The 26,164-nt window shown below is 47.3% G+C and carries 26 protein-coding genes and 2 tRNA genes; 3 read left to right on the top strand and 25 right to left on the bottom strand.

Annotated elements, in window-relative coordinates:
- Position 1 precedes the first annotated feature (1 nt).
- The 16 genes from CVV44_22175 to CVV44_22100 form a co-directional block, all read right to left on the bottom strand.
- Positions 2–802 carry an RNA polymerase sigma factor WhiG gene (locus tag CVV44_22175; GenBank protein ID PKL35510.1) on the bottom strand — a complete coding sequence of 267 codons (801 nt, stop codon included), beginning with the start codon at positions 800–802 and terminating at the stop codon, positions 2–4.
- Positions 803–821: 19 nt separating this feature from the next.
- A complete protein-coding gene (locus tag CVV44_22170; GenBank protein PKL35509.1) occupies positions 822–1,415 on the bottom strand; it encodes a hypothetical protein in 594 nt (197 codons plus the stop codon).
- 162 nt (positions 1,416–1,577) lie between these two features.
- Positions 1,578–2,450 carry an ATP-binding protein gene (locus CVV44_22165; GenBank protein PKL35508.1) on the bottom strand — a complete coding sequence of 291 codons (873 nt, stop codon included), beginning with the start codon at positions 2,448–2,450 and terminating at the stop codon, positions 1,578–1,580.
- A gap of 18 nt (positions 2,451–2,468) precedes the next feature.
- The gene (gene flhF / locus CVV44_22160) at positions 2,469–3,839 is read right to left on the bottom strand and encodes a flagellar biosynthesis protein FlhF (GenBank protein ID PKL35507.1); all 1,371 of its coding nucleotides are present in this window, start codon (positions 3,837–3,839) and stop codon (positions 2,469–2,471) included.
- Between the two features lie 73 nt (positions 3,840–3,912).
- The gene (gene flhA, locus CVV44_22155) at positions 3,913–5,991 is read right to left on the bottom strand and encodes a flagellar biosynthesis protein FlhA (GenBank protein PKL35583.1); all 2,079 of its coding nucleotides are present in this window, start codon (positions 5,989–5,991) and stop codon (positions 3,913–3,915) included.
- A gap of 66 nt (positions 5,992–6,057) precedes the next feature.
- Positions 6,058–7,212 (bottom strand): flagellar biosynthesis protein FlhB, encoded by a 1,155-nt coding sequence (gene flhB / locus CVV44_22150; protein ID PKL35506.1) that lies wholly within the window; start codon positions 7,210–7,212, stop codon positions 6,058–6,060.
- Between the two features lie 58 nt (positions 7,213–7,270).
- Complete coding sequence (gene fliR / locus CVV44_22145; protein ID PKL35505.1) at positions 7,271–8,050, bottom strand: flagellar biosynthetic protein FliR; 780 nt, start codon at positions 8,048–8,050, stop codon at positions 7,271–7,273.
- The gene (fliQ, locus tag CVV44_22140; protein PKL35504.1) at positions 8,050–8,322 is read right to left on the bottom strand and encodes a flagellar biosynthetic protein FliQ; all 273 of its coding nucleotides are present in this window, start codon (positions 8,320–8,322) and stop codon (positions 8,050–8,052) included. The genes fliR and fliQ overlap by 1 nt, the downstream gene beginning before the upstream one ends.
- A 69-nt stretch (positions 8,323–8,391) precedes the next feature.
- Complete coding sequence (gene fliP, locus CVV44_22135; protein ID PKL35503.1) at positions 8,392–9,162, bottom strand: flagellar biosynthetic protein FliP; 771 nt, start codon at positions 9,160–9,162, stop codon at positions 8,392–8,394.
- The gene (locus tag CVV44_22130; GenBank protein ID PKL35502.1) at positions 9,149–9,976 is read right to left on the bottom strand and encodes a hypothetical protein; all 828 of its coding nucleotides are present in this window, start codon (positions 9,974–9,976) and stop codon (positions 9,149–9,151) included. The genes fliP and CVV44_22130 overlap by 14 nt, the downstream gene beginning before the upstream one ends.
- A gap of 48 nt (positions 9,977–10,024) precedes the next feature.
- Entirely contained in the window at positions 10,025–11,089 is a 1,065-nt protein-coding gene (fliN, locus tag CVV44_22125) for a flagellar motor switch protein FliN (GenBank protein PKL35501.1), read from the bottom strand.
- A gap of 121 nt (positions 11,090–11,210) precedes the next feature.
- Positions 11,211–11,738, bottom strand: coding sequence for an endoflagellar basal body-associated protein (locus CVV44_22120; protein ID PKL35500.1), 528 nt, complete (start codon positions 11,736–11,738; stop codon positions 11,211–11,213).
- 400 nt (positions 11,739–12,138) lie between these two features.
- Positions 12,139–12,480, bottom strand: coding sequence for a hypothetical protein (locus tag CVV44_22115; GenBank protein ID PKL35499.1), 342 nt, complete (start codon positions 12,478–12,480; stop codon positions 12,139–12,141).
- Positions 12,481–12,563: 83 nt separating this feature from the next.
- Entirely contained in the window at positions 12,564–12,794 is a 231-nt protein-coding gene (locus CVV44_22110; GenBank protein PKL35498.1) for a flagellar protein, read from the bottom strand.
- Positions 12,791–13,702, bottom strand: coding sequence for a hypothetical protein (locus CVV44_22105; GenBank protein PKL35497.1), 912 nt, complete (start codon positions 13,700–13,702; stop codon positions 12,791–12,793). The genes CVV44_22110 and CVV44_22105 overlap by 4 nt, the downstream gene beginning before the upstream one ends.
- A gap of 15 nt (positions 13,703–13,717) precedes the next feature.
- On the bottom strand, positions 13,718–14,314 hold the full coding sequence (locus CVV44_22100; GenBank protein ID PKL35496.1) for a hypothetical protein: 597 nt from the start codon (positions 14,312–14,314) through the stop codon (positions 13,718–13,720).
- A 231-nt stretch (positions 14,315–14,545) separates the two neighbouring features.
- Between CVV44_22100 and CVV44_22095 the strand changes: the two genes are divergently transcribed.
- Together CVV44_22095 and tsaB are read left to right on the top strand one after the other, a co-directional pair.
- Positions 14,546–14,974, top strand: a complete 429-nt coding sequence (locus tag CVV44_22095; protein PKL35495.1) for a tRNA (adenosine(37)-N6)-threonylcarbamoyltransferase complex ATPase subunit type 1 TsaE — start codon at positions 14,546–14,548, stop codon at positions 14,972–14,974.
- Positions 14,955–15,644 carry a tRNA (adenosine(37)-N6)-threonylcarbamoyltransferase complex dimerization subunit type 1 TsaB gene (gene tsaB, locus CVV44_22090; GenBank protein PKL35494.1) on the top strand — a complete coding sequence of 230 codons (690 nt, stop codon included), beginning with the start codon at positions 14,955–14,957 and terminating at the stop codon, positions 15,642–15,644. The genes CVV44_22095 and tsaB overlap by 20 nt, the downstream gene beginning before the upstream one ends.
- Before the next feature lie 12 nt (positions 15,645–15,656).
- Here the strand turns inward: tsaB and CVV44_22085 are convergent, their stop codons facing one another.
- Entirely contained in the window at positions 15,657–16,823 is a 1,167-nt protein-coding gene (locus CVV44_22085) for a hypothetical protein (protein PKL35493.1), read from the bottom strand.
- A gap of 202 nt (positions 16,824–17,025) precedes the next feature.
- Positions 17,026–17,241: a hypothetical protein gene (locus tag CVV44_22080; GenBank protein PKL35492.1), complete on the bottom strand. Its 216-nt coding sequence runs from the start codon at positions 17,239–17,241 to the stop codon at positions 17,026–17,028.
- 317 nt (positions 17,242–17,558) lie between these two features.
- Between CVV44_22080 and CVV44_22075 the strand changes: the two genes are divergently transcribed.
- Positions 17,559–18,887: a ribosome biogenesis GTPase Der gene (locus tag CVV44_22075; protein ID PKL35491.1), complete on the top strand. Its 1,329-nt coding sequence runs from the start codon at positions 17,559–17,561 to the stop codon at positions 18,885–18,887.
- 8 nt (positions 18,888–18,895) lie between these two features.
- Here the strand turns inward: CVV44_22075 and CVV44_22070 are convergent, their stop codons facing one another.
- From CVV44_22070 to CVV44_22040, 7 genes are all read right to left on the bottom strand, one after another.
- The gene (locus CVV44_22070) at positions 18,896–19,495 is read right to left on the bottom strand and encodes a recombination protein RecR (GenBank protein ID PKL35490.1); all 600 of its coding nucleotides are present in this window, start codon (positions 19,493–19,495) and stop codon (positions 18,896–18,898) included.
- A gap of 5 nt (positions 19,496–19,500) precedes the next feature.
- Positions 19,501–19,818 (bottom strand): nucleoid-associated protein, YbaB/EbfC family, encoded by a 318-nt coding sequence (locus tag CVV44_22065; protein PKL35489.1) that lies wholly within the window; start codon positions 19,816–19,818, stop codon positions 19,501–19,503.
- Positions 19,815–21,545, bottom strand: a complete 1,731-nt coding sequence (locus CVV44_22060; GenBank protein PKL35488.1) for a DNA polymerase III subunit gamma/tau — start codon at positions 21,543–21,545, stop codon at positions 19,815–19,817. Before CVV44_22060 ends, CVV44_22065 begins: the two co-directional genes overlap by 4 nt.
- 153 nt (positions 21,546–21,698) lie before the next feature.
- Positions 21,699–21,783: transfer RNA gene (locus tag CVV44_22055), tRNA-Ser, on the bottom strand.
- A 79-nt stretch (positions 21,784–21,862) separates the two neighbouring features.
- Positions 21,863–21,949, bottom strand: a tRNA-Ser gene (locus CVV44_22050).
- 145 nt (positions 21,950–22,094) lie between these two features.
- Entirely contained in the window at positions 22,095–24,881 is a 2,787-nt protein-coding gene (locus CVV44_22045; protein PKL35487.1) for a hypothetical protein, read from the bottom strand.
- 24 nt (positions 24,882–24,905) lie between these two features.
- Positions 24,906–25,994 carry a two-component system response regulator gene (locus tag CVV44_22040; GenBank protein PKL35486.1) on the bottom strand — a complete coding sequence of 363 codons (1,089 nt, stop codon included), beginning with the start codon at positions 25,992–25,994 and terminating at the stop codon, positions 24,906–24,908.
- Positions 25,995–26,164 lie beyond the last annotated feature (170 nt).

Below are 26,164 nucleotides of genomic sequence, written 5' to 3'. Positions count from 1 at the left end.
ATCAACCAACAATATTGGACTTGATTCTCCCCAATCGTCCCCGTAATCTCATAATCGCCTTGGTGTGCAACTGGGAAACCCTGCTTTCCGTTACCTCGAGCACTTCCCCTATTTCCTTCAAGGTAAGATCCTCATAATAGTACAGGACGATAACCTTCTTTTCCTTGTCCGGCAATTTTTTGATTGCATCAATAATATAATCACGTATTTCCTCTTTTTCAATGAGAATATCGGGATTCATGCTTTCAGGCGCCTCGAGAGTCTCGAGGATTGAAAGTTCGTCATTATCATCGCCCAGGTACCAAATATCGTTAAGAGAAAGCATGGACGTTCCACTCAGCTTATTGAGAAGAGACTGAAACTCGTCATTGGAAATGCCCATTTCCTTGGCAATCTCGTCGTCCTCAACGGTGCGGCCAAGTTTATTTTCCAGTTCTGATATTACCTGTTCGATCTGTTTGGCCTTCTGCCGTATGGAACGGGGAATCCAGTCGATGGACCGTAACTCATCGAAGATGGCCCCCCTGATCCTCGTCATGGCATAGGTCTTGAATTTTATTCCCCGGGCCGGATCAAACTTTCCGATTGCATCGATAAGACCGAAAACACCATAGGATACCAGGTCGTCAAATTCGATGTTCTGGGGCATTCCCATGGAAACTTTCCCTGCCACATATTTAACAAGAGGGGCATATTTGACCACAAAATAATCCCGGATCATCTGATCCTGGGACTTGATGAATTTATCCCAGAGTTTTTCTTCGCCTATTGCATCTAGTTCTTGAAACTTTTTATTATTCATGATCCCTTTCCCGGATTTTTTATTCCTCGCCCTTACGCATCATGGTTCGTACTGCTTCAGCCAATATCTTTGGTTCATATTTGGATAAGCTCTCATTGGCAATTATATGTTTTCCCATTTTCCCCTTTGACGGATTGATTTTACCCCCGGCAAATTCATCTCCGCCTCCTTGTGCATTCAACGAATCCTCCAGACCGGTTCCACCCGTGCTGCTTTTCAAATGGGGAAAATCACCCTCATTGAATTCGGAAAAACCTTCGCTGCCGGCATATGCCGCAGCGCCGGCTCCTCCACCTGTAGCATCACCGTCATAGGTATCATTTTGAGATTCCGGGGTTTCTACGTCAATGGAATCCTGTTCTTCACGGGAACCAAAACCCCTGAATATTTCACCAAATTCCGGAACAAACTTTTTGAAAACATACATAACTGCAAAGCCCAGACCGGCAAATGTTACCGCCGATAAGACTGCCCGTACTACTACCACTGTGTTATCGATTCCGGCAATTATTCCGGAAAACAGGGATAACAGTAGCGCAGTTGACGCGAATATCATGCTGATTTTATATTCTATCTGTATATCTCGAACATTCATGATGCGCTCTTTTTTCATTAAAACGACAGAACAGGAATCAAATACAACAGACTACTATATATCAACTACAAATCTACAAATCAAGCTCTTTTTAAACCTCTATGCGGATTAGACTTCCCCGCACTATATGAGAATTACCGTTATTCATATTGTTACCCTGATTATTTTATTCATCAGGCTCTATTCTTCACCCTCACTACCGGTGATAGTAATCAGATTCTTGAAAAATGATGCCAAGCCTGTTCCTTTCCCTTCAATTTTTTCCCTGTTGCTTATTCTATCGGCGATTATAGTGACACAACCCGATGCCTTTGACTTGGGATAGCTGACGATGAAGGGTTTCTGATTTCTCACGGACTTGGGAACATAAATATCATCAAAAACAAATCCAAGATTTTCAACTTTAATATTGAGAAACTGACCGGCAATATTTATCACACGCTGTGCTACACGTTTTCCCTCCGATACCGACATGACGCGATTGACAATAAGTTTTATGACCTTGTCGGGAGTCTGTGCCGCAATGGACTTGATGATCCCGTATGCATCGGTTATTGCCGTAGGTTCCGGTGTGGTCACTACGATCACTTCATCTGCGGCGATAACAAAACTGAGAACGTTCTGGGAAACACCTGCGCCCGTATCAATAATCATGTAGTCATCTGAATCCAGTTCAGCAAGAGCGCCGATAAAATCAGCACGCTGCTTGGGCTCCAGGTTGGCCAACTGATGAAATCCCGATGCACCGGCAATTATCTTAATACCTTCCGGTACTTCAATGACAATATCCTTCAGCTTTTTCTTGCCCTTGATTACATGATACAGGTTATATTTTGGTATGATACCCAGAATTACATTAATATTCGCCAGGCCAAGATCAGCGTCAAGCAGAGTGACCGATGATCCTCCCTGGGCGAGCGCGATAGCCAGGCTGACGGATATACTTGTTTTACCCACTCCCCCTTTACCGCTTGTTATGGCAATAGTCTTGGTTTTTTTAGGGTTTGTACCCTTCTCAAGGACTAATCTCCTGAGATTAGCAGCCTGATCCAACTTGGACCTCCTTACGATTTATAGTTTAGCCCCGCCCATAATCATGTCGACAATCTTATCTGTATCGGCAACCTCAATATCATTGGGCACTTCCTGTCCGTTGGTAAAATATGATATGGGCTTACTATATTTATCGGCAATATCGACAACATTCCCAATAGTAGAAGTTTCATCAACTTTAGTAATTATTACACTGTCAAAGTTCATTATATCAAAGGCCCTGAATACATCGTGAAGATCGCTTTTTTTCGTGTTGGCGCTCACACAGAGTATCTTCTCAAAATCATAGTCCACCAGGTCCGCATAGCTCTTGATCTCTGAAATTTTAAGTTCATTTCTATGACTTCTCCCTGATGTGTCCACCAAAATAATATCTGCCTTCTCCTTGTCAATAACGGCCCTGAACTCCTTCTGGTCGTTTATCGCATATATGGGTATACGCATAATTTCCGCATATTTCTTCAGCTGTTCCGTCGCCGCTATCCGGTAATTGTCAATGGTTATGAACACGACACGGTTCCCCTCTCTCAGGGAATGAAGGGCTCCCAGTTTCGCCAGGGTCGTTGTTTTCCCAACCCCTGTAGGACCGACGAACATTATTATTTTCTTTTTATTGGTTATTTTAATGGGCCCGCTGGTTACTATCCTGCTCTTCAAAAGATCCTTCAGGCTCTTTTCGATCTTATATTCGTCCTTCAGGTCGTCTTTGCTGACAGAATTCTTCACTTCCTTAATTATGGAATTGCATTGTTCAGTGTCATAATCATTTTTCCTGAGCACTTCCATATACTTGTTAATAACGGAATGTTCCTGTGCCGATGTGTGACCGTGAGGCGTTTCTGAATTCTTACTGTTAACCAGCTTATTCAGGGTATCTTTAAGATCAAGGAATTCCTTTTCAAATCGTTTTATCGTCAGAGATTCCCCGACAGCACCCCTGGTCTCTTCTTGTTCCGCATTCTCAGTATAATCCTTTACCGGCTCCGGAGCAACTTTTTTCTGTTCATTACCGGTGCGAAGATCATTCAGATTTTCATTCAACACATCGATGGTCCTGTTAATGGACTCCATGTGGGTATCCCTGGGCGCAGCGGCGGCCTTTTCCATGACAGGCCTGCTCTTTGCTGCCAGCAGGGTATCGAGGCCACGGGAATCGCCCACGGTAAAATCGATATTTCTCTTTTCCTGCTTCAGTTTCTGCGTCGTTTTTCTGTCCTGAACGCCGGCAGTAAGCTCCACCACTTCCCGGGCAAACAAACGTGAGTTAAGAATGCCGCCTTCCTTGACATATTTGTGACTAATGGGAATTGCATCATCTCCATGCTCTGTCTTCAGTTTCATCATCGCTTCGTTATAGGTCCTGGCATGAATTTTTACGTATCTCATCATTCTACTCCTTGCTTCTTATTGTTTTGCCGTGCAATATCCACAGCACCATTCCTTTCTTTATAGTCATTTATCGTCAGGCCGCCGATGAAACCAGGGCCGATACAATTACGTTAACACGGACCGTGCTGGCTATTTCATTGTACGATAGTACTGCCGGTGCCGGTATTTCCCTTTCTAAAAGCGCAAATGTCACGCTCCGCACCTGGGGTGAAACAAGGAATACGGGCGTATGCCCCAGGTTCCTGGCCCTGCCGAAGGCATCGAGGAGGGCCTGCACAATCACCCGGTGAGAATCGGGATCGAGCGCTAGGATCCGGCCTTCAACGGGATCATCATGCAGAGCGCTTCGCATGGCCGATTCGATCTCGGGATCAACGGTGATAACATTGAGGATATTATCCCGGTCCACATAATCATTGGTAATCTGCCGTGCCAGTGATGACCGTACATATTCCGTCAGGAGACCCGCCTCGCGCGTGTGGTCCGAGTAGGTGGCGATGCTCTCCATTATCGAGAGCATATTCCGGATTGATACACGTTCCCGCAACAGATTCTGCAGCACTTTCTGAATATCTCCAAGACCGATTTTCTTGTCTTCGACTTCTCCGATAACAGCCGGATAATCATTTTTAAGGTTATCGATGAGCTGCTGCACTTCCTGCCTGCCCAGAATCTCGTCGGCGTGTTTCTTGATGATTTCCGTGAGATGCGTGGCGGTAATAGTGGGACAATCCACCACGGTATATCCCCTGCTCTCGGCGATATCCCGCTGCTCCGTTTCTATCCATATGGCCTTCAGGCCGAATACGGGCTCCGTGAATTCGCCACCCTGGATCTTTTCCTGAACATCGCCGGGATCCATAGCCATGAGTTTGCCCACCTGCAGATACCCGCGGCCCACCTCGACGCCCTTGATGAGAATTGAATAGGCCTCAGGCTCCAGTTCCATGTTATCCCTGATCCTGATGGGAGGCACGATGAGGCCCATGTCGAGGGCGCTCCTGCGCCTGATATTGGTTATCCGGTCAAGCAGCGTTCCGCCCTGCTCGGGATCGACAAGGGGAATGAGATTATACCCGATCTCAACTTCCAGCGGATCGACCTGGATGAGAGGCAGAACGGATTCCGGTTTATGATCTTTTCTGGCCGCATCTTCTTCTTCCCGCGCGGCCAGACTTTTTTCCTCTTCTCGGGTTTGCGTGAGGAGGTATCCGAGTCCGGCAAGGCCTGCTGCAAGAAATATAAGAGAGAATTTCGGGAAACCGGGTATCAGCACGGAGCCCCCGAGAGCTGCAGCGGTAATGAAGAGGGCTTTGGGCTGAGAACCGAGCTGGTCCGCTATCTGGTCGCCCATATTGTCATTGGAAACGGCACGGGTCACGATTATACCGGTAGCAGTGGTTATCAGAAGTGAAGGGATCTGGGCCACAAGTCCATCACCGATACTGAGCAGCGTGTATGTTTTCAACGCCACATCAAAGGACTCTCCCCGCATGACCATACCCACGGTGAATCCGCCGATTATATTAATCACGGTTATGATAATACCGACCTTCACATCACCCTGGACGAACTTCGAAGCACCATCCATGGCGCCGTAAAAATCCGCCTCTTTCCGAATCTCCTCACGACGTTTCCGCGCCTCGCTCTCGTTGATAAGGCCGTTTGCCAGGTCGGAATCTATGCTCATCTGCTTTCCCGGCATGGCATCGAGGGTGAACCGGGCCGCTACTTCAGCGGTCCTTGTGGCACCCTTGGTGATTACCAGAAACTGAACCGCCACAAGTATAATGAATATGATAAAACCTACGGCATAGTTACCCCCGACGACGAAGGCTCCGAATGTCCTTATGATCTTCCCATCAAAGGCGGCCCCATTGAGCAGTATGAGCCGCGTCGACGATACGTTCAGTGCCAGGCGGAAAACCGTCGTGATGAGGAGCAAAGCCGGGAAAATTGAAAAGTCAAAGGACCGGCTGATGAACATAACGATCATGAGAATCAGCAGGCCTATCATGACGCTCACTGCCAGAAGAAAATCGAGCAGGAAGGTCGGCAACGGGATGATGAGCATCATGACTACGGAAATGACGCCGATTCCCATGAGTATATCGGTTTTCTGCATCCACTGTAAATTGGCAAACAGCGGCATTGCCGTCTTGTTAGCTTCAGCCATTACAACCCTCCTTTCCCCTCAACGATCCTGGACCTGAATGCATCATATCGCTTCCTGATACTGATTTTTTTTGTACAGTTCGGCATAAACCAAAGATACGGCGTAAAAAAGCTCTCCCGGTATTATGTCTCCTACTTCCACATCCTTGTAGATCTGCTGTGCAAGCGGTCTGTTCTCCATGATGGGCACATTATTTTCCTTGGCCACCTGCCGGATCTTCAGTGCCATACTGTCTGCGCCTTTAGCTATTAGCGTGGGGGCCTCCATGGTTTCCTTGTCGTACTGGAGCGCCACGGCAAAGTGTGTCGGGTTTGTTACAACGACATCGGCCCGGGGGACGTCACGGATCATATTCTTCATGACCAGCTCACGCTGCATCTCACGCAACCGGGCTTTCAGGTACGGGTCCCCCTGCGTTTCCTTGTATTCCTCTTTTAATTCCTGTTTTGTCATCTTCAATGATTCAATGAATTCCTGCTTCTGGAAAAAATAATCGGGAACAGATAGGAGAAGGAGAAGGACCGATGTCCACAGGATTATTTTAAGTCCTGATAGCATAGTTATTTTCAGTGCCATGGCCAGAGAAAAATCGGGCGTTGCCATAATTTCCTCAAAGTCGGCAACGATAATGAGATATGCCACAAATCCGATGGCCAGAACCTTAAAAATCGATTTAAAGAGGTTCATGGCAACCTGCTTGGAGAAAAATATCTTTTTCAAGACCGTGGCCGGATCGAATTTTAATTTACTCCAGTCCCATTTTAACGGATCCGTTGAAACCTGGAACCCAACCTGTATCACGTTTCCGATAATCGCCGCAAAGACCACAACCCCGAATATGGGCATCAGTATCTTCGTCATCTCAAACACTATGGAAAAGAAATCATGCTGGATACTCTTCGACGTTATCTCCATCCGTGAAAAAGATGAAAGGTAATACCTGGTCATACCCGCCAGTGAATCATAAATCCACGCCCCGAATATAAAAACAACCAGAATGCCGAATATGACAACGAGAGTCTGGGCCAGTTCCTGCGTTTTGGCCACCTGCCCCTTGTCCCTGGCTTCCCGCAGTTTTTTCTCTGTAGGCTCTTCGGTTCTGCCTTCATCCTCAGCGCCGAAAAGCTGCAGGTTGAAAACAAAGCCCTGCAGATCGGGATGGCTCCAGCCGTAATATGTTTCGAGAAATTGACTCACACTTTCATCCTTAACATATAATCAGCAGGTGAAATACCTGCCGGTTTTTCAAAACAGATCACCCTGGCCAGTGATGCAGCACCTTTACCACAAATGTAAAGGTCCGCTCCAGTGATACCTGCATAATCCGCACCACGAGCGGGGCCGTTATTATCAATAGTCCAAAAGCGACAACAATGCTGAAGGGAAATCCCATCATCATGATATTCATCTGCGGAGCCGCCTTGGCCAGCACACCCATGCTCACCGAGATGAGGAACAGTACGCCTACGATGGGAAGTGCTATTTTTATAGCCACTATAAACATCCCGCTGAAGGTATACATGAGATATTTAAAAAGCTGCCCCATCACAGCCTTGTCCGCACTGACCAGAGGCGCCAGTTCATATGACCTGTACAGGGCCTCAATAAGAAAGTGATGCCCGCCGATAGCAAGAAAAATCAGAAGCCCTATCAGGTTCTGAAGCTGTCCGATCAGGGGCACCGAAACCTGCCCCAGGGGATCCAGCACTTCGTTTATACCGAAGCCCATCTGCACCGAAAACAACTGCCCGGCGAGCTGAAAAGACGCGAACATAACCGATACGAGAAAGCCGATATACAGCCCGATGACCACTTCCCGTAAAACCATGAGATAATATATTCCCATATTCCCCGTTATCTTATAGCCGTGCGAGGCTATTATGGGAAAAATAACAAGCGCTATAAGAAACGAAAGAAGCGCTTTCAACCTCATCGGTATGACAGCGCTGGAATAAAACGGTGCTATGACGATCATGGCGCTCATTCGCATCATGATCAGCAAAAACACCTGGAAATGATATACAAAATACTCCATCACCCCCCGCCCATTTTCCCTATCATCTCAAAAACATTGTATGTATAGTTCACGAGCGTTCGTATCATCCACGAGGCGAAAATGAGCAATGCGGCAAAAATGGCTATAATCTTAGGAACAAAGGTCAGCGTCTGTTCCTGTATTGAAGTGGTTGTCTGAAATATCGCCACGATAAGACCTACTATCATTCCTATTCCCATTATGGGTGCCGACACGATCAATGTCGTCATCAAGGATTCACGCAGTATTTTTATTACCATTATATCTGTCATTGTTTTTTCCTCAACCCGACTTACCTGTTCCGCAAAGGGTCTTTACATCCCTTCAAGCGGATATTGCACTTATCTGAAAGACCGTACCAATTCATAGACAAGCAGATTCCAGCCGTCCACAAGAATAAAAAGAATGATCTTGAAAGGCAGCGATATCATAACCGGGGGCAGCATTATCATACCCATGGCCATTAAAGCGCTTGCCACTATCATGTCGATAACGATAAAGGGAATAAATAAATACACACCGATTTCAAAGGCGCGTTTAAGCTCGCTGATCATAAATGCCGGAATCAGGCAAAATGACGGCACATCTTCCTTGTTCTTGGGCTTCTCGATCTTGGCCAGCTTTATAAAAAGCGCAATATCCTTTTCCCTGGTCTGCCTGAACATGAACCCCCTCAGAGGCTTCATGCCTTTGTCAAAAAATTGGGTGTTGTTTATTTTGCCGTTAAGATAGGGCTGCAGGGCCGTATCATTAATTTCCGTAAAAGTGGGAGCCATAATAAAAAAAGTAAGAAAGAGCGACAGACCGACTATCACCTGGTTAGGCGGCATCTGCTGAAGGGAAAGTGCCCTTTTAACAAAATCCAGCACGATAACGACCCGCGTAAAGGCCGTGGTCATGAGAATGATGGATGGTGCCAGCGTCAATATGGTCAGGAGGAACAGAACCTGGAGGCTTAGTGCAACATCTTTCGGGGACCCTGCCTCTTCTATGTCAAAGGCGATTTTGGGTATGGGCATGCGGACTCCGCCGGCATTCTGTGCATGAACAAGCACCGGCACAAACAAAAGCGCCAGCATGATTATCAACAGGTATTTTTTATTCATCGCCATTACCATTCAAGTGCTTCAATCTCTTCTTCTGTCGCTTCAGATAATCCAGATCAACGCCGGAATCACCGCCCAGCATGGTATCGGTCGTTGTATTGTGCTCATATTTGTCGTTTATTTTTTCAATTACCCTGCCGATCTGGGTTTTAATATATTCCTGAAAGCCGCCCTCGGGAACCGGTTTTGAACGTGAGCCCAGCAACCGGATTCTGTCCATTTCTTCCTTGCTGGTTATTTCAGTTATGAGATTAATCCCGCTGTCGGCAATGCCGAGAACCAGTATTTTCCCTGCCAGGTCTACAACCTGAATATATTTATTCTGACCAACGGGGACGACGGAGAGTATCCTCACCACATCCTCGCCCTGTATGTTTATTCCCGCCTTTTTGGTGACAAACTGAAAAAAGTAATAGAAGGCCCCTACGAGAATGCCCAGGATCAGGATCGTCTTTATTATCATCCATGCATAGGACTCTTCTTCCGCTTTTGGTTTGAAATCATCCTCAGTGTATTCCTTGTCGGTTATTCCCGGAATACCCGGTTCTTCCTTCACCAGGGGCTGTTTTTCTTCCACGGTTGACTCCGCATTCCCTTCAGTTCCGGTTTTTTCGTTCTTCTTCAGCTTGTCGGCCGGGTCGGCAGTTTTTTCTACCTTTACCGCGCCGGGGGACTGGACCTTTTTTTTCTTTTCAGCAAGGAGCGCGACATCGGCAAGGGTAATCAGAAACAGCACAAGGAGAAGAAACCCCGCCATGCGTGCTCCATTCCGTTTCCCGTAATTATTTATTTTTTCCAGTACAATCATGTTATGTCTCATTATATTTCAGTCCCGTCATTAGTTTTTAATGGCGGGACTCGCAACAATCTAGGGCCTCATTCCGGTCAGACGTTCATCGGGACTTACGATATCCGTTACCCTGACACCGAAATTCTCGTCTATTACAACAACCTCTCCCTTTGCAATGAGCTTTCCGTTAACCAGGAGGTCGACAGGCTCACCGGCCAGTTTATCAAGCTCGATGATGGAACCTTCACCAAGGCCCAGTATTTCCTGTACCAGTTTGGATGTTCTACCCAACTCCACGGTGAGCGTCATGGGAACGTCGAGCAGCAGAGATATATCACCGACAGCGCTCTGCGATATCCCTTCATCGAGAGGCGGAAACTTCACCGGGCTTATGCCCACCTGGGAAGCCTGCTGCTGATATGTCTGGGGTGGTCCCATGGACTGGGTCTGCATTCCTCCTCCCCGTGACATGGAGGAAGCCAGATTAGCGTCCATTATATGATACAGCTTAGAATTGACAACGCCTTCAATTATAATATCGTATGTGATTTTAACCAGATCGCCCGGAGGCAGCTGCAACTCTTTGGCATTCCGCACCATGGAAAGCACTGCCGGTGTCGTACCGATCCCGCCCCCCAGACGGTTGCCCAGCTGTGTTGCGATTGATGAAAGAAGCTGGTTAGTGAACTCCTGGATCGTGCTCTGATGCGCCTCGGTCATCTCTGCCGGAGCTACACCGGACTCATCACCCATCATGAGAGAGGATATGGATCCTGCATCGGCGAGATTGAATATGACAAGGTTCTTTCCGCTTACAACGCCGCTGTAATCCATTGCGACCTGAACGTACCGGGAAGGAAATTCTCCCATGATAGCATCGCGATTTTTCCCCTCCACCACCGCATTGGTGATGACCAGGTTTTTGCCTCCCAGGTAACCGGCCAGCGAAGGTGCCACAGAACCGACGATGCCGTTAAGCAGGTCCCTGACGGAATTCTGTTCCATGCCGGAAAACATCCCCGATGATCCTCCAAAATCCATGGAGGGGGAAGTCCCTGGAATCGTTCCTATATCGTCGGCACCCTGCAACAGGGCATCAATTTCGTCTTGTGATAATGAGCCGTCACCCATAGCATCCTCCACTATTTCCGCCTGCGGCAATATACATTAACTCAGGCGCTTCTTAAGATTAAACCATCGCCATCGAAAGACAAAAATTGTTCAGCACCATTAAGACAATAATTCGAACTTCAACGCAGCAGGCTTAATTTACGACAAACTCCTTAAAATATACTTCCTTAATTTTCCCTGAAATAAGCCTCACGTTTATATGAGCTTTAATTTCCTCGGCCAATTCCACTGCATCGCTCACCGAGTCCAAATCTTCATATTTTTTCCCCTGAAGGAGTATGTTGATAATGTGCTGAATTTCATCCTTCCGGTTTACCAGTTCGTTATTCAGCTCCACATTCATTTCATAAGCCAATGAAATCTGCATTTTGATAAAATGAGGTTCAGTGTCCGCCGTCGTTTTTGAGAATGAAGGAAGCTCATAGGTATTCAGGGGCGGAGGCGGCGGAGCCGCTACGATATCCTGACTTTTTTCATAATTGCTTTCCTGAACATTCTTCGACACCAGATAGGATATACCGGTAACCAGGACAATGAGCAATATGCCTCCTGCCACATAGAGCAGTATTTTAACGATTTTAGAGGTGGCACCGGACCCTGCCGGTTCTTCAGGAGCAGCCCCCTCCTCTTCAATTATATCATCCCTTTCATCGTCGCCCATTTGCTACCGCCTTGCTTTGATCTTTTATTCGAATGCGGGGAGCACCCACCCTAATAAAAGTACTAAGAATATAATCAGGAATCAACACTCTGCCCGCCGGCAAATTTGCGCAAACTTATGTGACATAATAATATATAATTATCATTTATGTCAATTAATTTATGCATTTTACCTGATATGTAACATCTTTTATCATCATTCTTCATAGGGAAAATAAGCCGCAAAACAGGAATACAGGCCCATCTTCAAACGAGCACGGCAAATCTTCCGACATAGTTCCGCTTCAGGCTCTATGTGCTCTTTTTAGTTTTTCGGCATAAAAGAATGGCGAAAAGCAAAAAAATTCATCGATAAGGTATATTTATTTACACGAAAAACTCAAAACGGGAAAGAGGGGCGATCAATGTGTGATATATTCAGCTTCAAATTCTTCTTTTGACATGGTGGTAAAAAAATTGTTCAACTTGGCTGTTTTGAATACCGTTACGACCGTCTCGCTCAGATCAAAAAAAACCAGTTTGACATTCGCTTTTGCCGAGCTGTTGAGAAATTTAACCAGTATTCCTATGGCCGACGAATCGATATATTTAATTTTTTTGCAATTAAAGGCAATTACACGGGGCTTCCTGGACACCTGTGCATTCCAGAGCTCCTCCGCATAACTTACGCTTTCCAGATAAAATTCACCGCTGATGCTGATGATAATAACATCGTCATGTTCCGCTACACTAAAATCTACCATGGCACCACCTTATATAAAATCAACCCTGATATGCATATTTGTCAAGATATTTTCAGCACATGTAATGATCCACTGTTCCCGTATCAGCGGTCTTTGCCCCTATCCAGCCTTTCAATGCTCAGGGTGCCTGCACCCACATGCAGTTTGGAAAAGTATTCAATCGTTTTCTGCAATACCTCTTCCATGGATTCCTTTACGAGGTACTTTCTGTCATTCACCAGTGTGATGACGGTATCGGGTTTTTCCTCCACGGTTTCGATGTGCGACGCATTAAGCGTAAAAATTTCACCGTTAAATTTATGAAGAGTAATCACCGTTGCCTCCCTTTCCGTTTTTTTCTCGTTTCAAACATGAGAAAATAATCCCGAATATGTGTCTTCCTGACGCTTTTCACAGAGCATCCCGGCACGCTGCAATCGAAAACCGGCACAGCCTGGGTCTCCAGAAGTTCTTCCAGCCATAATTTTGCCGCGAGAAACTGGGAATTGGTATAAAACCCCTTTCCATCGCGATGAATTTCATACTCCCGGGCCCTCCGGGAAATCTCCATTTCAAGAGCAGGCATCGGCTTCAGCCGCGTCTGGCCGAGCAGATGCCGGGCATGGACAAGAGATTCACGTAGATAAAACCTGTCCAGAAAGGCCATATCGTTTCCACAGAGGAGAAGCGATTGGATGCCGCACCCCAGGGCTATGGCCACGGCCTGCGTGGTGACCAGGCTCGCCGTAGCGACAAATCCCAGCTCCTTCCCGGCCTTTTCCCATAACGCGCTAAAGGGCTCCTCGTGAAGCATCCAGTTATAAAAATGCATTTCCCCCCCCCATTTCCGCACATTGATCCCGGACATGCAGGTAAACGCCAGGAGCCGCATCTTCCTCGTATCAAGTCCTCCGAAAAAATCCACAGGAGTCGTTTCGCAGGAAATGACGAATCCGGGAACTATCCCGTTGCGCACAAGGGGCCTGAGGGCCATATCCGTGGAAATAATGACGAGCTCCCGGCGGAACTGATATTTTTTCAAAAAATGCAGATCCTTTTCCAGGGAAGGGCCCGCCCCGGCGATAATAACATGTTTGCCTGCCAGAAGGGGCATGATTCCCTGAAGTCCACCATGCCGCCGGATATAGGGCAGGTTTTTTTCCAGATTTCTTTCAAAGGCGGAAAACCGCTCAAAAATAAGCCCGCTATTGAGATTTGAATACAGTATCCCCTTGTCGATCATTGAACTCAGTACATGTTACGCTTTTAAAAGGGATGTAACATACTTTACAATCTCCACATGGTCCAGTTCAATGGGATCTATGGATTCGAGAATGCCGATGAAGATTACGATGGTCTGTACAATACGTGAGAGATATTTAACATCGAGATCGGAACGACGCCGTGTGGGTACGGATTTTCTGTCATTGATGATGATATTATCATAAAATATTCTGAGACGACTTATGTAAGTTTTCAGTATTTTGAGTATTTTCTCATCTTCGAAGGCGTAGAGAATGAGGTTGATAATTATCCGAATATTGGTTTTATCGAGGATAAAATTCTCGACGCCAACCAGTGCCGACATGGGCGCCATGGAGTCGGCTTCCAGACCCATCTGAAGAATCTGACGGTGGGCAACATCAAACTCATTAAAAATATCCTCGATGAGCGACAGGTAGATATCCTCTTTTGTTGCAAAATAATGAAGCACTCCACCCTTGGAGAACCCGGCCTCATCGGCAATATCCTGAACCGTTATTTTTGAGTATACATCGTTCCTCAGACGTACCTTCAGGGCATCTATGATGATTTTTTTCTTTTTCTGTATTTTATCTTCCTTTTTAACCATCATTTGATTGTTTACTCCTCAACATTTATTCTGATTTATTCTTTTTTTTGCACTTCTGCCAGCTTTTGAACAAATAATCAAGCACTAAATCATGATTGCAAAAGCTGTTCTGTTTTATACAATCGCATGCACAGAACGGTTGTATAAAAGAATTTCAATTGTATAATATTATGTTATAATACAAAATGGCGTTTATTATTTCAATTATTTTATGTAATTCTGAATAACTATCATATGAAAAAAGAGACCATCGTCACCCATTCAGCGGAGGAAACCCTTGAATTTTTCCGCGAAATCGGCAGACAGGCAAAAAAAGGCGATGTATTCGCCCTGCATGGCAATCTGGGCGCAGGAAAAACAATTATCGCCAAGGGCATCGCCCTGGGCATGGGCATCGAGGATGATATCACCAGCCCGACTTTCACACTGCTGGAATCCTATGAAGGGCCACTGCCCCTGCATCATTTTGATCTTTACCGCATCGAACGCGATGACGAATTCGACAATCTCTTCTTTGAGGAATACTGGGAAGGAGACGGCGTGGCCGTGATCGAATGGGCGGGAAACGCGGGAAACAGGCTGCCGGAAAATTCCCACAGAATCTTCATTGATTACATCGACGAGAATACCAGGAGCATAACCATTGAATATCCTGATCTTTGATACGGCAACACCGCTGGAATTCATCATTCTCGGCAGGGAAGCTGATGTCTTCATGCACCATGAAACAGTGGATAGAACTCATTCCGCCACCATTTTCCAGAACATGAAAAAGCTGCTGAACGAGGCCCGCATTGACCTGAGCAGCATCGATCTCATCGCCGCCGGTATCGGGCCAGGCTCATTCACGGGTATCCGCATTGCCGTAACAACGGCAAGGATGCTGGCCCAGATTTTGAATATCCCGCTCCTCGGGATAAAGACCCACGAGCTCTATGCCTCCTCGGTGCCGGCATCGCCGGGAGAGCAGATTCTTATCGCCTTCGATGCCAGAAAAAAACGAGTGTTCGGAGCCCTGTACGGGCACGGCGAGCAGCCCGGGGAAACGGTGGAGCTGGTTCCGCCCGGCGATTACGGCATGGAAGAGCTTCTGCAAAAGGCCGATCCTGCCGCGCGTACATGGTGTGCCGGAGACGGGATCGTCCCCTACGGCGCAATCGTCGATGAAATTCTGAAAAATCACCGGCACCTGGATAATTTTATTCCTTCAGGCGGCGCTATCCTCGAATTGGTATTAAAAAAATATAAAACCGGGGGAAATAAGGCCCACTATTCAACAATCCATCCTTTTTATGCAAGAAAATCCGATGCGGAAACGGCGCGGGGGAAATAAAAGCGCAAACCGTTATTTTTTCTTCAGCGATTTGATCAGGCGGGCCTTGTAGTCCGTTTCCATGGGATGCAGTATGGAATAAAACCGCTTCATCTCGTCCTTCCGGGAGCTGTTGCCTTCAAAGTCCACACCCACGAATATGCCACCGCTATCGTCGCCGTACGTGGCTTTAATATCCCCGTAGATGGTGATGGGAGCCTGGAGGCGGAAAACGATATCAAAAATAAACCCCTTTGACTTGAGCATGGATTTCACAAGATTCTCGTTCGTAATCCTGAGCTTCGCTCCGCCGCGGCTGATATCGACTATCTCCTGGTGTACCGGGATTAGCAGCGTGTTGGCATCGCGAATCCGGTCCACGAGCTTGAAGGACTGGGCCTTTATATCCAGCACCTTGTCCAGGGTAAAGTATTCGGTCTTGGAGATGAGCTGGATATAGGCGAATGGTATCGTATCGGAGACCTCGGTTATATACAGTACAGGAACCGTGATAATGGATTTATAGCCCTTTTCCACATTTCGCTTCACCAGGAGATTAAATTCAGCCCCGAAAAGCTCCCGGGCATCGATAAAATCATCATTCATTGCCTCATAGGCCTTGGGGTCTGCTGCATCGGGAACAAACAGGGTTTTCCCCGTCTTTTTCATATATTTCAGCACCGAATCCCTTTCCCCCGTTGAAAAAACATCCACTTTAACGATATCGCTCATGCCGGAATTGCTGGAATGGAACTGGTCCAGCACCACTTTTATGCTGGTGGGGATATTAAAACCCGATATATCGATAGTATGCTTCGATATCTTGAAGTTCGTAGCATAGGCCTCATCGGCGTTTACCTTGAATCGCAGATCCTTCCGCCCCTTTACGGCCCTCCGGGCACTCATTATGCGGCAGTGGAAATAGCCCGGGCCGCGCTCCTCCACTATCTCGAAATCAACTTCAAGGTATTTTTCCGAAAGACCGTAGATGCTGATTATCTTATCCGCTTTATACGAAGGATCGGTAACGACCATGACCGTGTTATCATCCAGGAATTCGTTGATGGCAATCTCCGTTTTTTCCACAGAATAGCGGACATACAGCTTTCTGTTCCTGAATTGTTCCTTCAGGATGCCAAAAACATCTTCGATTGTCTCCATCGTATCGAAATCACGCTGTTTTCTCTGATTTACCTTCACCAGACCGCGACCTCATGGGTTTTATAAATTATAATACACAAATGCAATTGATTCCACTTAAAACATCTTAATAAAATATCGTGCATTCCCCGCGATTACTTCAATAAAATTATTGGGAAGACCCGTCCAGCGGGCATTGATAAAAGAAAAAAAGAGGGGTTCATCCCTCTTTTTTTCTTTTACCTGTTAAATAAAACACTGCCTACTTCTTTGCTTTAGCTTTGGCTTTAGCTTTGGCTTTAGCTTTGGGCTTGGGCTTGGGCTTGCTAGCAGCTTCTTTTTTCTTTGCAGCGTCGATGTCTTTTTTCAGTTTGCCGACAGCGGCTTCTTCGGCCTTCAGCTCTTTCTGGAGCTTGGACACTTTCGCTGACTTCCTCTTGAGTGAGTCGCTTAACTGTTTTACTGATTTACCTGCCATGTTTATTACACCTCAATTTTTAAATTAAGTTTTACTTGGTTAATGATACTCATCATTAATTTTAATGCAAGCAAAAAAAATTTTTTTGCGTATAACTGACGTAATGCTGTTAATTATAATTAATCACTTGACGCTGCAACCATTATCGAATAGTTGATTATGGTATTGAGCAATCTATAATCAACAGCACTACCGACTGTCGGCGCGCATAATGTCCGGCACGCCACTGTCACCTAAGAGCTCTTTGTTTATTATTCGTCATTGCGTCCTTAAAAGTTTATTAATATTTTTTTTAAAACAATTAAAATGGTATTACTATGAGCGGCAAATTACCTATTGTCACAATCGTCGGAAGAAGAAACGTGGGCAAGTCCACTCTCTTCAATGCTCTCATCAAGGAGAAGAAGGCCATCGTCGACGCCCATGCGGGACTCACCCGCGATGTGCTGTACTACAATGTCCACTACAATGATTGTTCCTTCATACTCTCCGACACTCCCGGCCTCGACCTTCCGGACCTGTCGGAACTGTCGGCGCCCATCCTGGATAACGCGCGCAGGCACCTGGAACGGTCGTCGGCCATCATACTGCTCCTGGAAGACCCGGCACCGGACTCCTTCGACTGGGACCTGGCCAAGCTGGTGCGCAAAATGTCCATCCCCTCAATTGTGGCCGTCAATAAAATGGATAACAACGAGAAGATGGCCAATGTAGCGAACTTCTACGAGCTGGGTTTCAAGGAAATAATTCCCATCTCGGCGCTTCAGCGTTACAATCTCCCCCTGCTGCTGGACAGAGTAACGGAACTGCTTCCCATGAAAAAAACCGCTGTAAGGGAACCCGACATCACCATTTCCATCGTGGGACGCCCTAATTCGGGCAAATCCACCCTTCTCAATGCCTTTATGGGCTACGAAAGGTCCGTTGTTTCCGAAATTCCCGGCACTACACGCGATTCCGTGGATGATTATTTCACTTTTCATGAGAAGCTGGTAAAGGTGGTCGATACGGCCGGCATCAGAAAAAAAAGCAAAATGACTGAAAACATTGAATATTATTCATTCACCAGGACTATTGACTCAATAAAAGGGAGCGATATCGTCATCCATGTCATGGACGCCGAGATCGGGCTCTCGGAAACCGATAAAAAAATCTTCGACGAGATCCAGAATGTGGGAAAACCCGTTATTTTTGCCGTAAATAAATGGGACACCATACCAAAAGATGATAAAACCTTCGACGCATTCAAGGATAAACTGATTTTTAAATTCTACCGTGCCGATGATTTCCCCATCATTTCCATCTCCGCGAAAAACAAGGTACGCATAAACAAAATTCTACAGACGGCCATACAGCTGAAAGAAAAGGCCGGAAAGCGGATAGACACACCTACGCTGAACAAGGTAATTGCCCGACTCCAGAGTGCAGGCAGGTTACCGCAACTGGGACACAAGATCAGGATATATTATGCGGCCCAGATACATACCATACCGCCTCAATTCAAGTTTTTTGTGAACAATGCCGCTCTTTTCAGGAAGGATGTAGTGCGTTATTTCGAAAAATCACTGCAGAAAGAGTTCGACATGGAAGGAATTCCCGTCATCATTCATATTGAAGGGAAAAAAAGGCAGAAAACAAAAAAATAAAACCCTCATTACATGGCCACGCGTCCCCGGAAGGACTTGACGATGGTGGCGCTATCAGCGAACTCAAGATCCGAACCCACGGGCAGACCGTGGGCTATCCTGGTAACCCGGACACCCAGGGGCATGAGAATCCCGGCCAGGTACAGGGCCGTAGCATCCCCCTCCACGGTGGGATTCAGGGCCAGAATCATCTCCTGTACCGGCTTCGCTGAGTATCGGTCCAGCAGCGAGGATATATTGAGTTCATCGGGCCCGATGCCGTCCAGCGGTGAAATGACGCCCATGAGAACATGGTAAAGGCCGTGGAATTCATTGGTCCCTTCGATCGTAAGCACATCCCTGGCATTCTCCACGATACAGATTGTATGCGAGTCGCGGTCCCGGTCGGAGCAGATGGAACAGACATCACTGTCGGCAATCCCCCCGCATATCCTGCACGCCGTGATATGCTCCTTTACCTCGAGCATTGCCCTGACAAGATTACTGACATCATCATGGCTCATCTTGAGAATGTGAAAGGCCAGGCGCGATGCGCTTTTTACGCCGATTCCCGGCAGCCTGGAAAATTCCCTCGTAAGGGACTCAAGATACCGTGAGGGGTGATCCATTCCGGTCAGCCCAGTCCCGGAATATTAAGGCCGCCCGTAAGTTTGGCCATTTCAGCAGCCGATTCCTTTTTCATGTTTTCAACGGCATTATTGACGGCGGAGACCACCATCTTCTCTATTTTTTTTGCATCTCCCTGGGAAACCATTGCCGGATCGATGGTGATATCGAGCAGGCTGAATTCACCGTTCACGCTGGCTTTGACGGAACCATCGCTGGACTTTCCCTCCATCCGGGTCTTTTGCAGTTTTTTCTGAATATTTTTCATTTCTCTCTGCAGTTTCATCAGGTTTCCCATATCTCCAAGACCTTTCAGCATACTCATTCTCCTTTTTTTTCTATTATCTGACCATGGAACAGGTCTTTTATCTTCTCAATGGTAGGATTATTCCCTTCCACACCTTCAACTTCGGGATTTTTCATCATTACCGCGTCGGGAATGGGGGATGCCGGCTCCGATATACCTTCCCTGCCCTGCCCGGTTCCCGTACCGCCATTATTGTTTTCCGCAGCCTTTGCGGCGCCGGGCTTCGGGTCTGCAGTGCCGGAAACGGCAACACCGACACTGATATTCAGGTCAACGCCGAGTCTCCGGGACATGCCCTCTTTTACGACATTCCTTTTTTCCGTATCAAGAATACGTGTATAATAAGAATTATCCTCGTTCGCAGGATAAATAATATGCAGTGTTCTTCCCTCAAGATGTATCGATGCCGGCTTGAGAATATCATGCAAAAACTGCTTTTCGCCTATGATCCCCTTCATAAAGTCGCTCCAGGCATCACGGACATCGGATTCTTCCGCAATGTCTTTATTTTCAGGGGCCGGCTTGGTTTTTTTTTCAGGACGGGCCGACGCCGCCGCACGCGGAGAAGCAGATGCGGCACCGACGGAGTCTGCCGCTTTAACATCCTGCATCTTCCTCAGCAGTTCCGCAAGAGATGGGTTTCTCTTCACGGCAAGCATATCCAGAAGGGCCATTTCCAGGTTGACCCGTTCGTTATTAGCATATTTGAGGTCCGACTGGAGCTCCACGGCGATGCGGAATATCTGGCTCATCTCTTCATCATGAAAAAGTCCCGACAGGGATTTTATCAGGGCCGCTTCCTCATCGGACAGACCCAGAAGCCCCTGCATGGAAACGCCGTTTTTCACCAGACGCAGTGACCGCAGGACATCAATGAATCCCGCCACATATCTCGGTATGTCGACGCCCATGGTAACCACGCGCTCCACTTCCTGCATGATGGCCAGGGCATTGTCTCCGGCGATATTTTTCAGCTGGGCCGTAAAACTATCTATGGTCACTATACCAAGTACGGTCAGTGCGTCCTCTTCGCAGATATCGATGGCGCCCCCGCTCTGCTGGGAAAATGAAATGACCTGGTCAAGCAGGGACTGGGCGTCGCGCATGGCGCCGTCGGCTGCGCGGGCGATAGGGTACAGGGCATTGTCCGATATGGTGTAGCCCTCCTGCTTCGCTATGTGCTTGAGGTGCTCCACAATGGGTTCAGCCGGTATTTTTTTGAAGAAAAATTTCTGGCAGCGTGACAGGATAGTTTCCGGTATTTTATGATACTCCGTGGTGGCGAAAATAAAAACTACGTGGGGCGGCGGCTCTTCCAGGGTCTTTAGCAGGGCATTGAAGGCCTGCGTGGTGACCATATGCACTTCATCTATTATATAGACCTTGTATTTGCCTTTTACCGGGGCAAAATTCACATTTTCCCGCAGCTGACGCACATCCTCCACACCGTTATTGGAGGCACCGTCTATTTCTATGACATCAAAGGAGGTCCCGTTTTTGATTTCAATACAGTTTTCACAGACACCGCAAGGGGTATCGGTGGGACCGTTGACGCAGTCCAGTGCCTTGGCCAGGATTCTAGCCATGGTAGTCTTTCCCACGCCGCGGGGGCCGGAAAAAAGATATGCGTGTGAAATCCGGCCATTGCGGATGCTGTTTTGCAGGGTCTTGGAGATATGATCCTGGAAAACGACATCATCGAACTTTTGGGGTCGCCATTTTCTGGCAATTACTTGATATGCCATAACCTCTTATCAAACCTGAATAGCCTGGTGTTATTGATGGAGCCGGCGTCCGCCGGAGTGAGTTATGAGTAAAAAAATATCAGCATGCCCCGATTATCATTAAAACCTTATCAATATGCGGAAACCGGCATTTTCATGCCTGTGTTATGGATTCGGAGAAGGGGGGATTCGAACCCCCGGTAACTTGCGCTACACACGGTTTCCAACCGTGCTCCTTCGGCCTCTCGGACACCTCTCCTTTTTAGTGACGGGTGAAGAGTGAAAAGTGATCAGCAATAAAAACCCATCATCCTTCACTGCTCACTCATTACTCAATTCGGAGAGAGAGGGATTCGAACCCCCGGTGAGCATAACCCACAACGGTTTTCGAAACCGTCCCCTTCGGCCAGCTCGGGCATCTCTCCTTTTTAGTGCCGGCAGGATACACGCGCCTCTGTATAAATATCCCCGCCCGCGGCGGGGAAAAACGCATGCAATACCGGTTACTGTTATATATTACTATTGAAACAGGCCCATTTTTGTAAAGTATTTTTTATCACATCTTTGCTATTATACGGGAAAGCCGTCAATGAGTTTGCGGGCCCTTTCGTAATCAAAATTATTGATAGTCTCAAGAATGAGAGACAGAGGCTCGGCGTGTTCCGGAAAAGACTCAATGAGACCGTAAAGAATATCGATGGCTTTTTTCCGGTCACCGCTCCTGTCCAGGCTGGCCGAACGCAGATGTTCCATGGATTCAGCCAGATCTATAACAGCAGGAGCCGTTTTGCTTTTACTTTCACCGGTATCATCAAAATCGATAACCGCCTCTCCCGAGGGATACATCTTATTCATGAGCTGCATAAAGGAATTCTTCGATATGGGCTTTTCGAGATACCCGTCGAATCCCATACTCATCATCTCCTCGTGCTTCCCACCGATCACGCTCGCCGTAAATGCCACAATCCTTATATTGTTGTATTCCGGGTTTTCCCGCAGGAGTTTAAAGGTCGTTACCCCGTCCATGTTCTTCATTTTTATATCAAGAAAGATTAGGTCCACGGGATTATCCCGGACAAAACTCATAACCTGATCACCGTCATCGAGGGCATGAATGACTTTAACTTTTTTCTGAAGAAGATACTTCATAAGCATCCGGTTGTATTCGTTATCATCAACGACCAGGACGCTCAGGTTCTGCATATCGGGAACAACGGCCTGGTTCTCGGGGAAAAGATTTTTTTCCTCATCGGCACCGGTATGGGCCTTGAAGACAAAGGAGAAAACCGAGCCTGATCCCATTTCGGAATCAACCCAGATTTTCCCGCCAAGGATTTCGACAAAGCTTTTCGCTATGGCCAGCCCGAGGCCCGTTCCGCCAAAATTCTTTGTCGTGGACGAATCGGATTGCTCAAAGGACTTGAATATGAGTTCTCTCGACTCCTCGGGAATCCCGATACCCGTATCGGCAACGGAAACTTTTATGATATGTTCGTCATCACTGCCCGAAAGCAGCTCGGCACTGAGCAGCACGGAACCTTCAATAGTGAATTTAATGGCATTGTTCAGCAGGTTGGTGAGTATCTGCTGAAGTTTTTTCTGATCGGAAATGATATACCGTGATATATTTTCATCTATTGCAAGTTTGAATCCCAGGCCTTTTTTTTCCGCCACGATGGAATGAAGCATGTGCGTCTGCCGCAGCAGGTCATAAAAATCGAAGGTATCATAGTTAACCTCCATGCGGCCCGCCTCTATTTTGGAAAGATCGAGAATATCATTAATCAGCTCCAGGAGCCCGCTCCCGCTGCGGTAGATGATCTCGGCCTTTTCCCGTATGGCCGGATCACCTGCCTCATGCTTGATGAGCTCGGAAAACCCGAGAATGCCGTTCATGGGCGTCCGGATCTCGTGGCTCATGTTGGCCAGAAATTCGCTCTTGGCCTTGCTGGCGGCTTCCGCAGCCATCTTCGCCTCGTAGAGATCTTTTTCGGTTTTCCTCCGCTCCGTGCTGTCGCGCAGGATGGCCACGGCATTCCATTTATGCTCCAGCCTGAACGCCGAGAGCGATATCTCCACGGGGAACTCCTCGCCGCTTTTCCGCACTGCCGCAAGCTGAACGGTCTTCCCCAGAAGCAGTCCCTTGCCGAGTCTTTTGAAATCGGGGAATTTTTTCGAAAAAAGCTCGAAGTAATGCCGCGGCGCCAGTATCTCATGAAGGGGTTTTCCCATTATCTCAAAGCGCCGGTAGCCGAATATGGTTTCCGCGGCATTGTTCCAGTACGATACGTTGCCGTCATTGTCCATCATGATGATGGCATCCTGGGCCGAATCGGTGAGTGTTTTGAATTTTTCTTCGTTTTCCAGCAGTTCCCTGTTCTTCTTCTCCAGAAGCTCCGTCCTTTCCTTTACCTTGACTTCGAGATTTTTCCGGAGATATACGAACTCCTTTATGGACCGGTTGAACAGGGCGGCAAAATTGATAACCTCTTTTTCATTATTCCCCAGGACGAGGAGGCTCTCTTCTCCGTGCGAAAGCCTGTCCGTGGCGGCCAGTACGCTGTAAAATACATTTATTATGGGATAGGTATAAACCATGACCAGGCCAATGATGAGGAGCGCTGAAATGGTAAAATATACAACAAGATAATTCAGCGAGATATCGGTATAGAGGATAAGATATATCAGGCTGAAAACAGCGAGCATCAGGTATCCCAGTATCAGGAGTATTTTCCTGGGGATGCTGAGCCCGTACGTTTCGGGAATCTGCAGCCCCCGCTCGATAACGGCGCCGAACGTCGCTTTCCGGAACCGGTACACCGTCAAATCCGTGACCGTATAGGCAAGCACTCCGTAAAGGTATATGGATATAATTCCTCCGGCAACCACGGTTTGCAGCTGAAACATGGAATACTTATATATAACGGTCGAGGTGAAAACGATAATCACGATGATGACTGAGAAAAATATGGTCAGGAACATATTGTAATCGGGAAATTTTATCAGGTATCGCAGGGCGGCAAGCAGCTCCTCATTGCTGATTTTTTCCCGTTCCCCGACCTTTCTGAAATAGGCGTTTATGTGGCGGGCCGGTTTAAACAGGGCCGGCAGACCTACCCGCTCCAGCATACCCAGGGCCGTGGCATGAACAAAGCCCAGCACCGCGATGGTGCGGGCCACCAGGATCATCACCTTCAGATCCTGCTCGCTTTGCGCCGAGAGGCCCATGGAAAAATTGACAAAAATGACTCCATAGACAAGAGCCACCAGGGAGGCAAGAAAGCAGATCAGATAGATGGTAAATCCGTACGATACCTGCCGGGCAAAAAAACTAAATATGCTGTTATACAATTTCATAGCAGGCCCTTCACCGGGAAAGTCTCAGAATTCACCATATTCAGCCTTTATGCGCCTGACCGCATCGATCTGGTCAAGAAAGGCTTCAACACATTTTGGGTCAAAATGCCGTGACGATTCCCTCCCGATGGTTTCAATCGCCTCTTCAATCGAGGCCGCACCGTGGTATACCCGGTTCGACGTCATGGCATCAAATACATCTGCAACGGCGACAATTCGGCCTTCCAGGGGAATATCCTCACCGGTCAGACCATCGGGATACCCGTCCCCGTCCCATCTTTCGTGATGAGTCAGGGCTATCATGGCACCGGTCTGTATCAGCGCCGAGGGGCTGCCCTTCATGATAGCATAGCCGATACGGGAATGCATCTTCATCACATCCTTTTCATCCTCGGACAGGGACCCCGGCTTGAGCAGGATATTGTCGGAGATACCGATTTTGCCCACATCATGCATGGGGGCCGCCAGGTAAATGAGATTGATTCTTTCCGTATCATGGGGAAGAATCTTCTGGGCAATGAGTTTTGAATAACGTGCCATGCGCTTGATATGATTCGCCGTTTCCGTATCCCTGAATTCCACGGTGGTGACAAGCCGGTGTATTATTTCCAGCTCTCTTTCCTTTATTTCCAGGGTGGCCTCCTCAACCAGTTCCTGAAGATGATTGCGATGCCGTATCAGTTCAATATTCTGTTCCTTTATCCGTTGCCGCTCCTTGGCCAGCTGCAGGGCGGAATTTATTCTCGCGACGAGATCGATTTTTCTGAAGGGTTTAGCAATATAATCAAAGGCACCCAGAGAAAAGGCCTCCTGCAGGACCGATTCATCATCGGCTGCCGTGAGAAAGATAGTGGGAATATTCCGCAGGGCTTCGCCGTCCATCTGGACCTGTAAAAACTGCAGTCCATCCATTTCAGGCATCATATAATCAAGGAGAATGAGATCGACCTTTTCTCTTTTCAGGACCTCCAGGGCCGACCGGGCATCTTTCCTGAATATAAGATCAAACCTGTCTCCGAGAATGTTTTCAACAAGCTGGAGATTCGACGGCTGGTCATCCACCGCGAGAATTATATATTTGTCTTTCTTGTCTTTCATTGATATAAAGATCAAAACATCATAATTTTTGCATTATCAGGAATGCTCCAGGGTAGATATTCCTAAGACACAATAAACCTTCTGTCAAGACTTTCACACAACCGCCATTATAAAAAAAGCGGTTCACAATGAACCGCTTCAGACTTTCCATATCGTAATATGGAGCTTGTTTCAATATTTCAAAG

The organism is Spirochaetae bacterium HGW-Spirochaetae-1, assembly GCA_002839375.1.
Lineage (GTDB): Bacteria > Spirochaetota > UBA4802 > UBA4802 > UBA5550 > PGXY01.
This window is presented reverse-complemented; position numbering and strand designations above follow the sequence as displayed.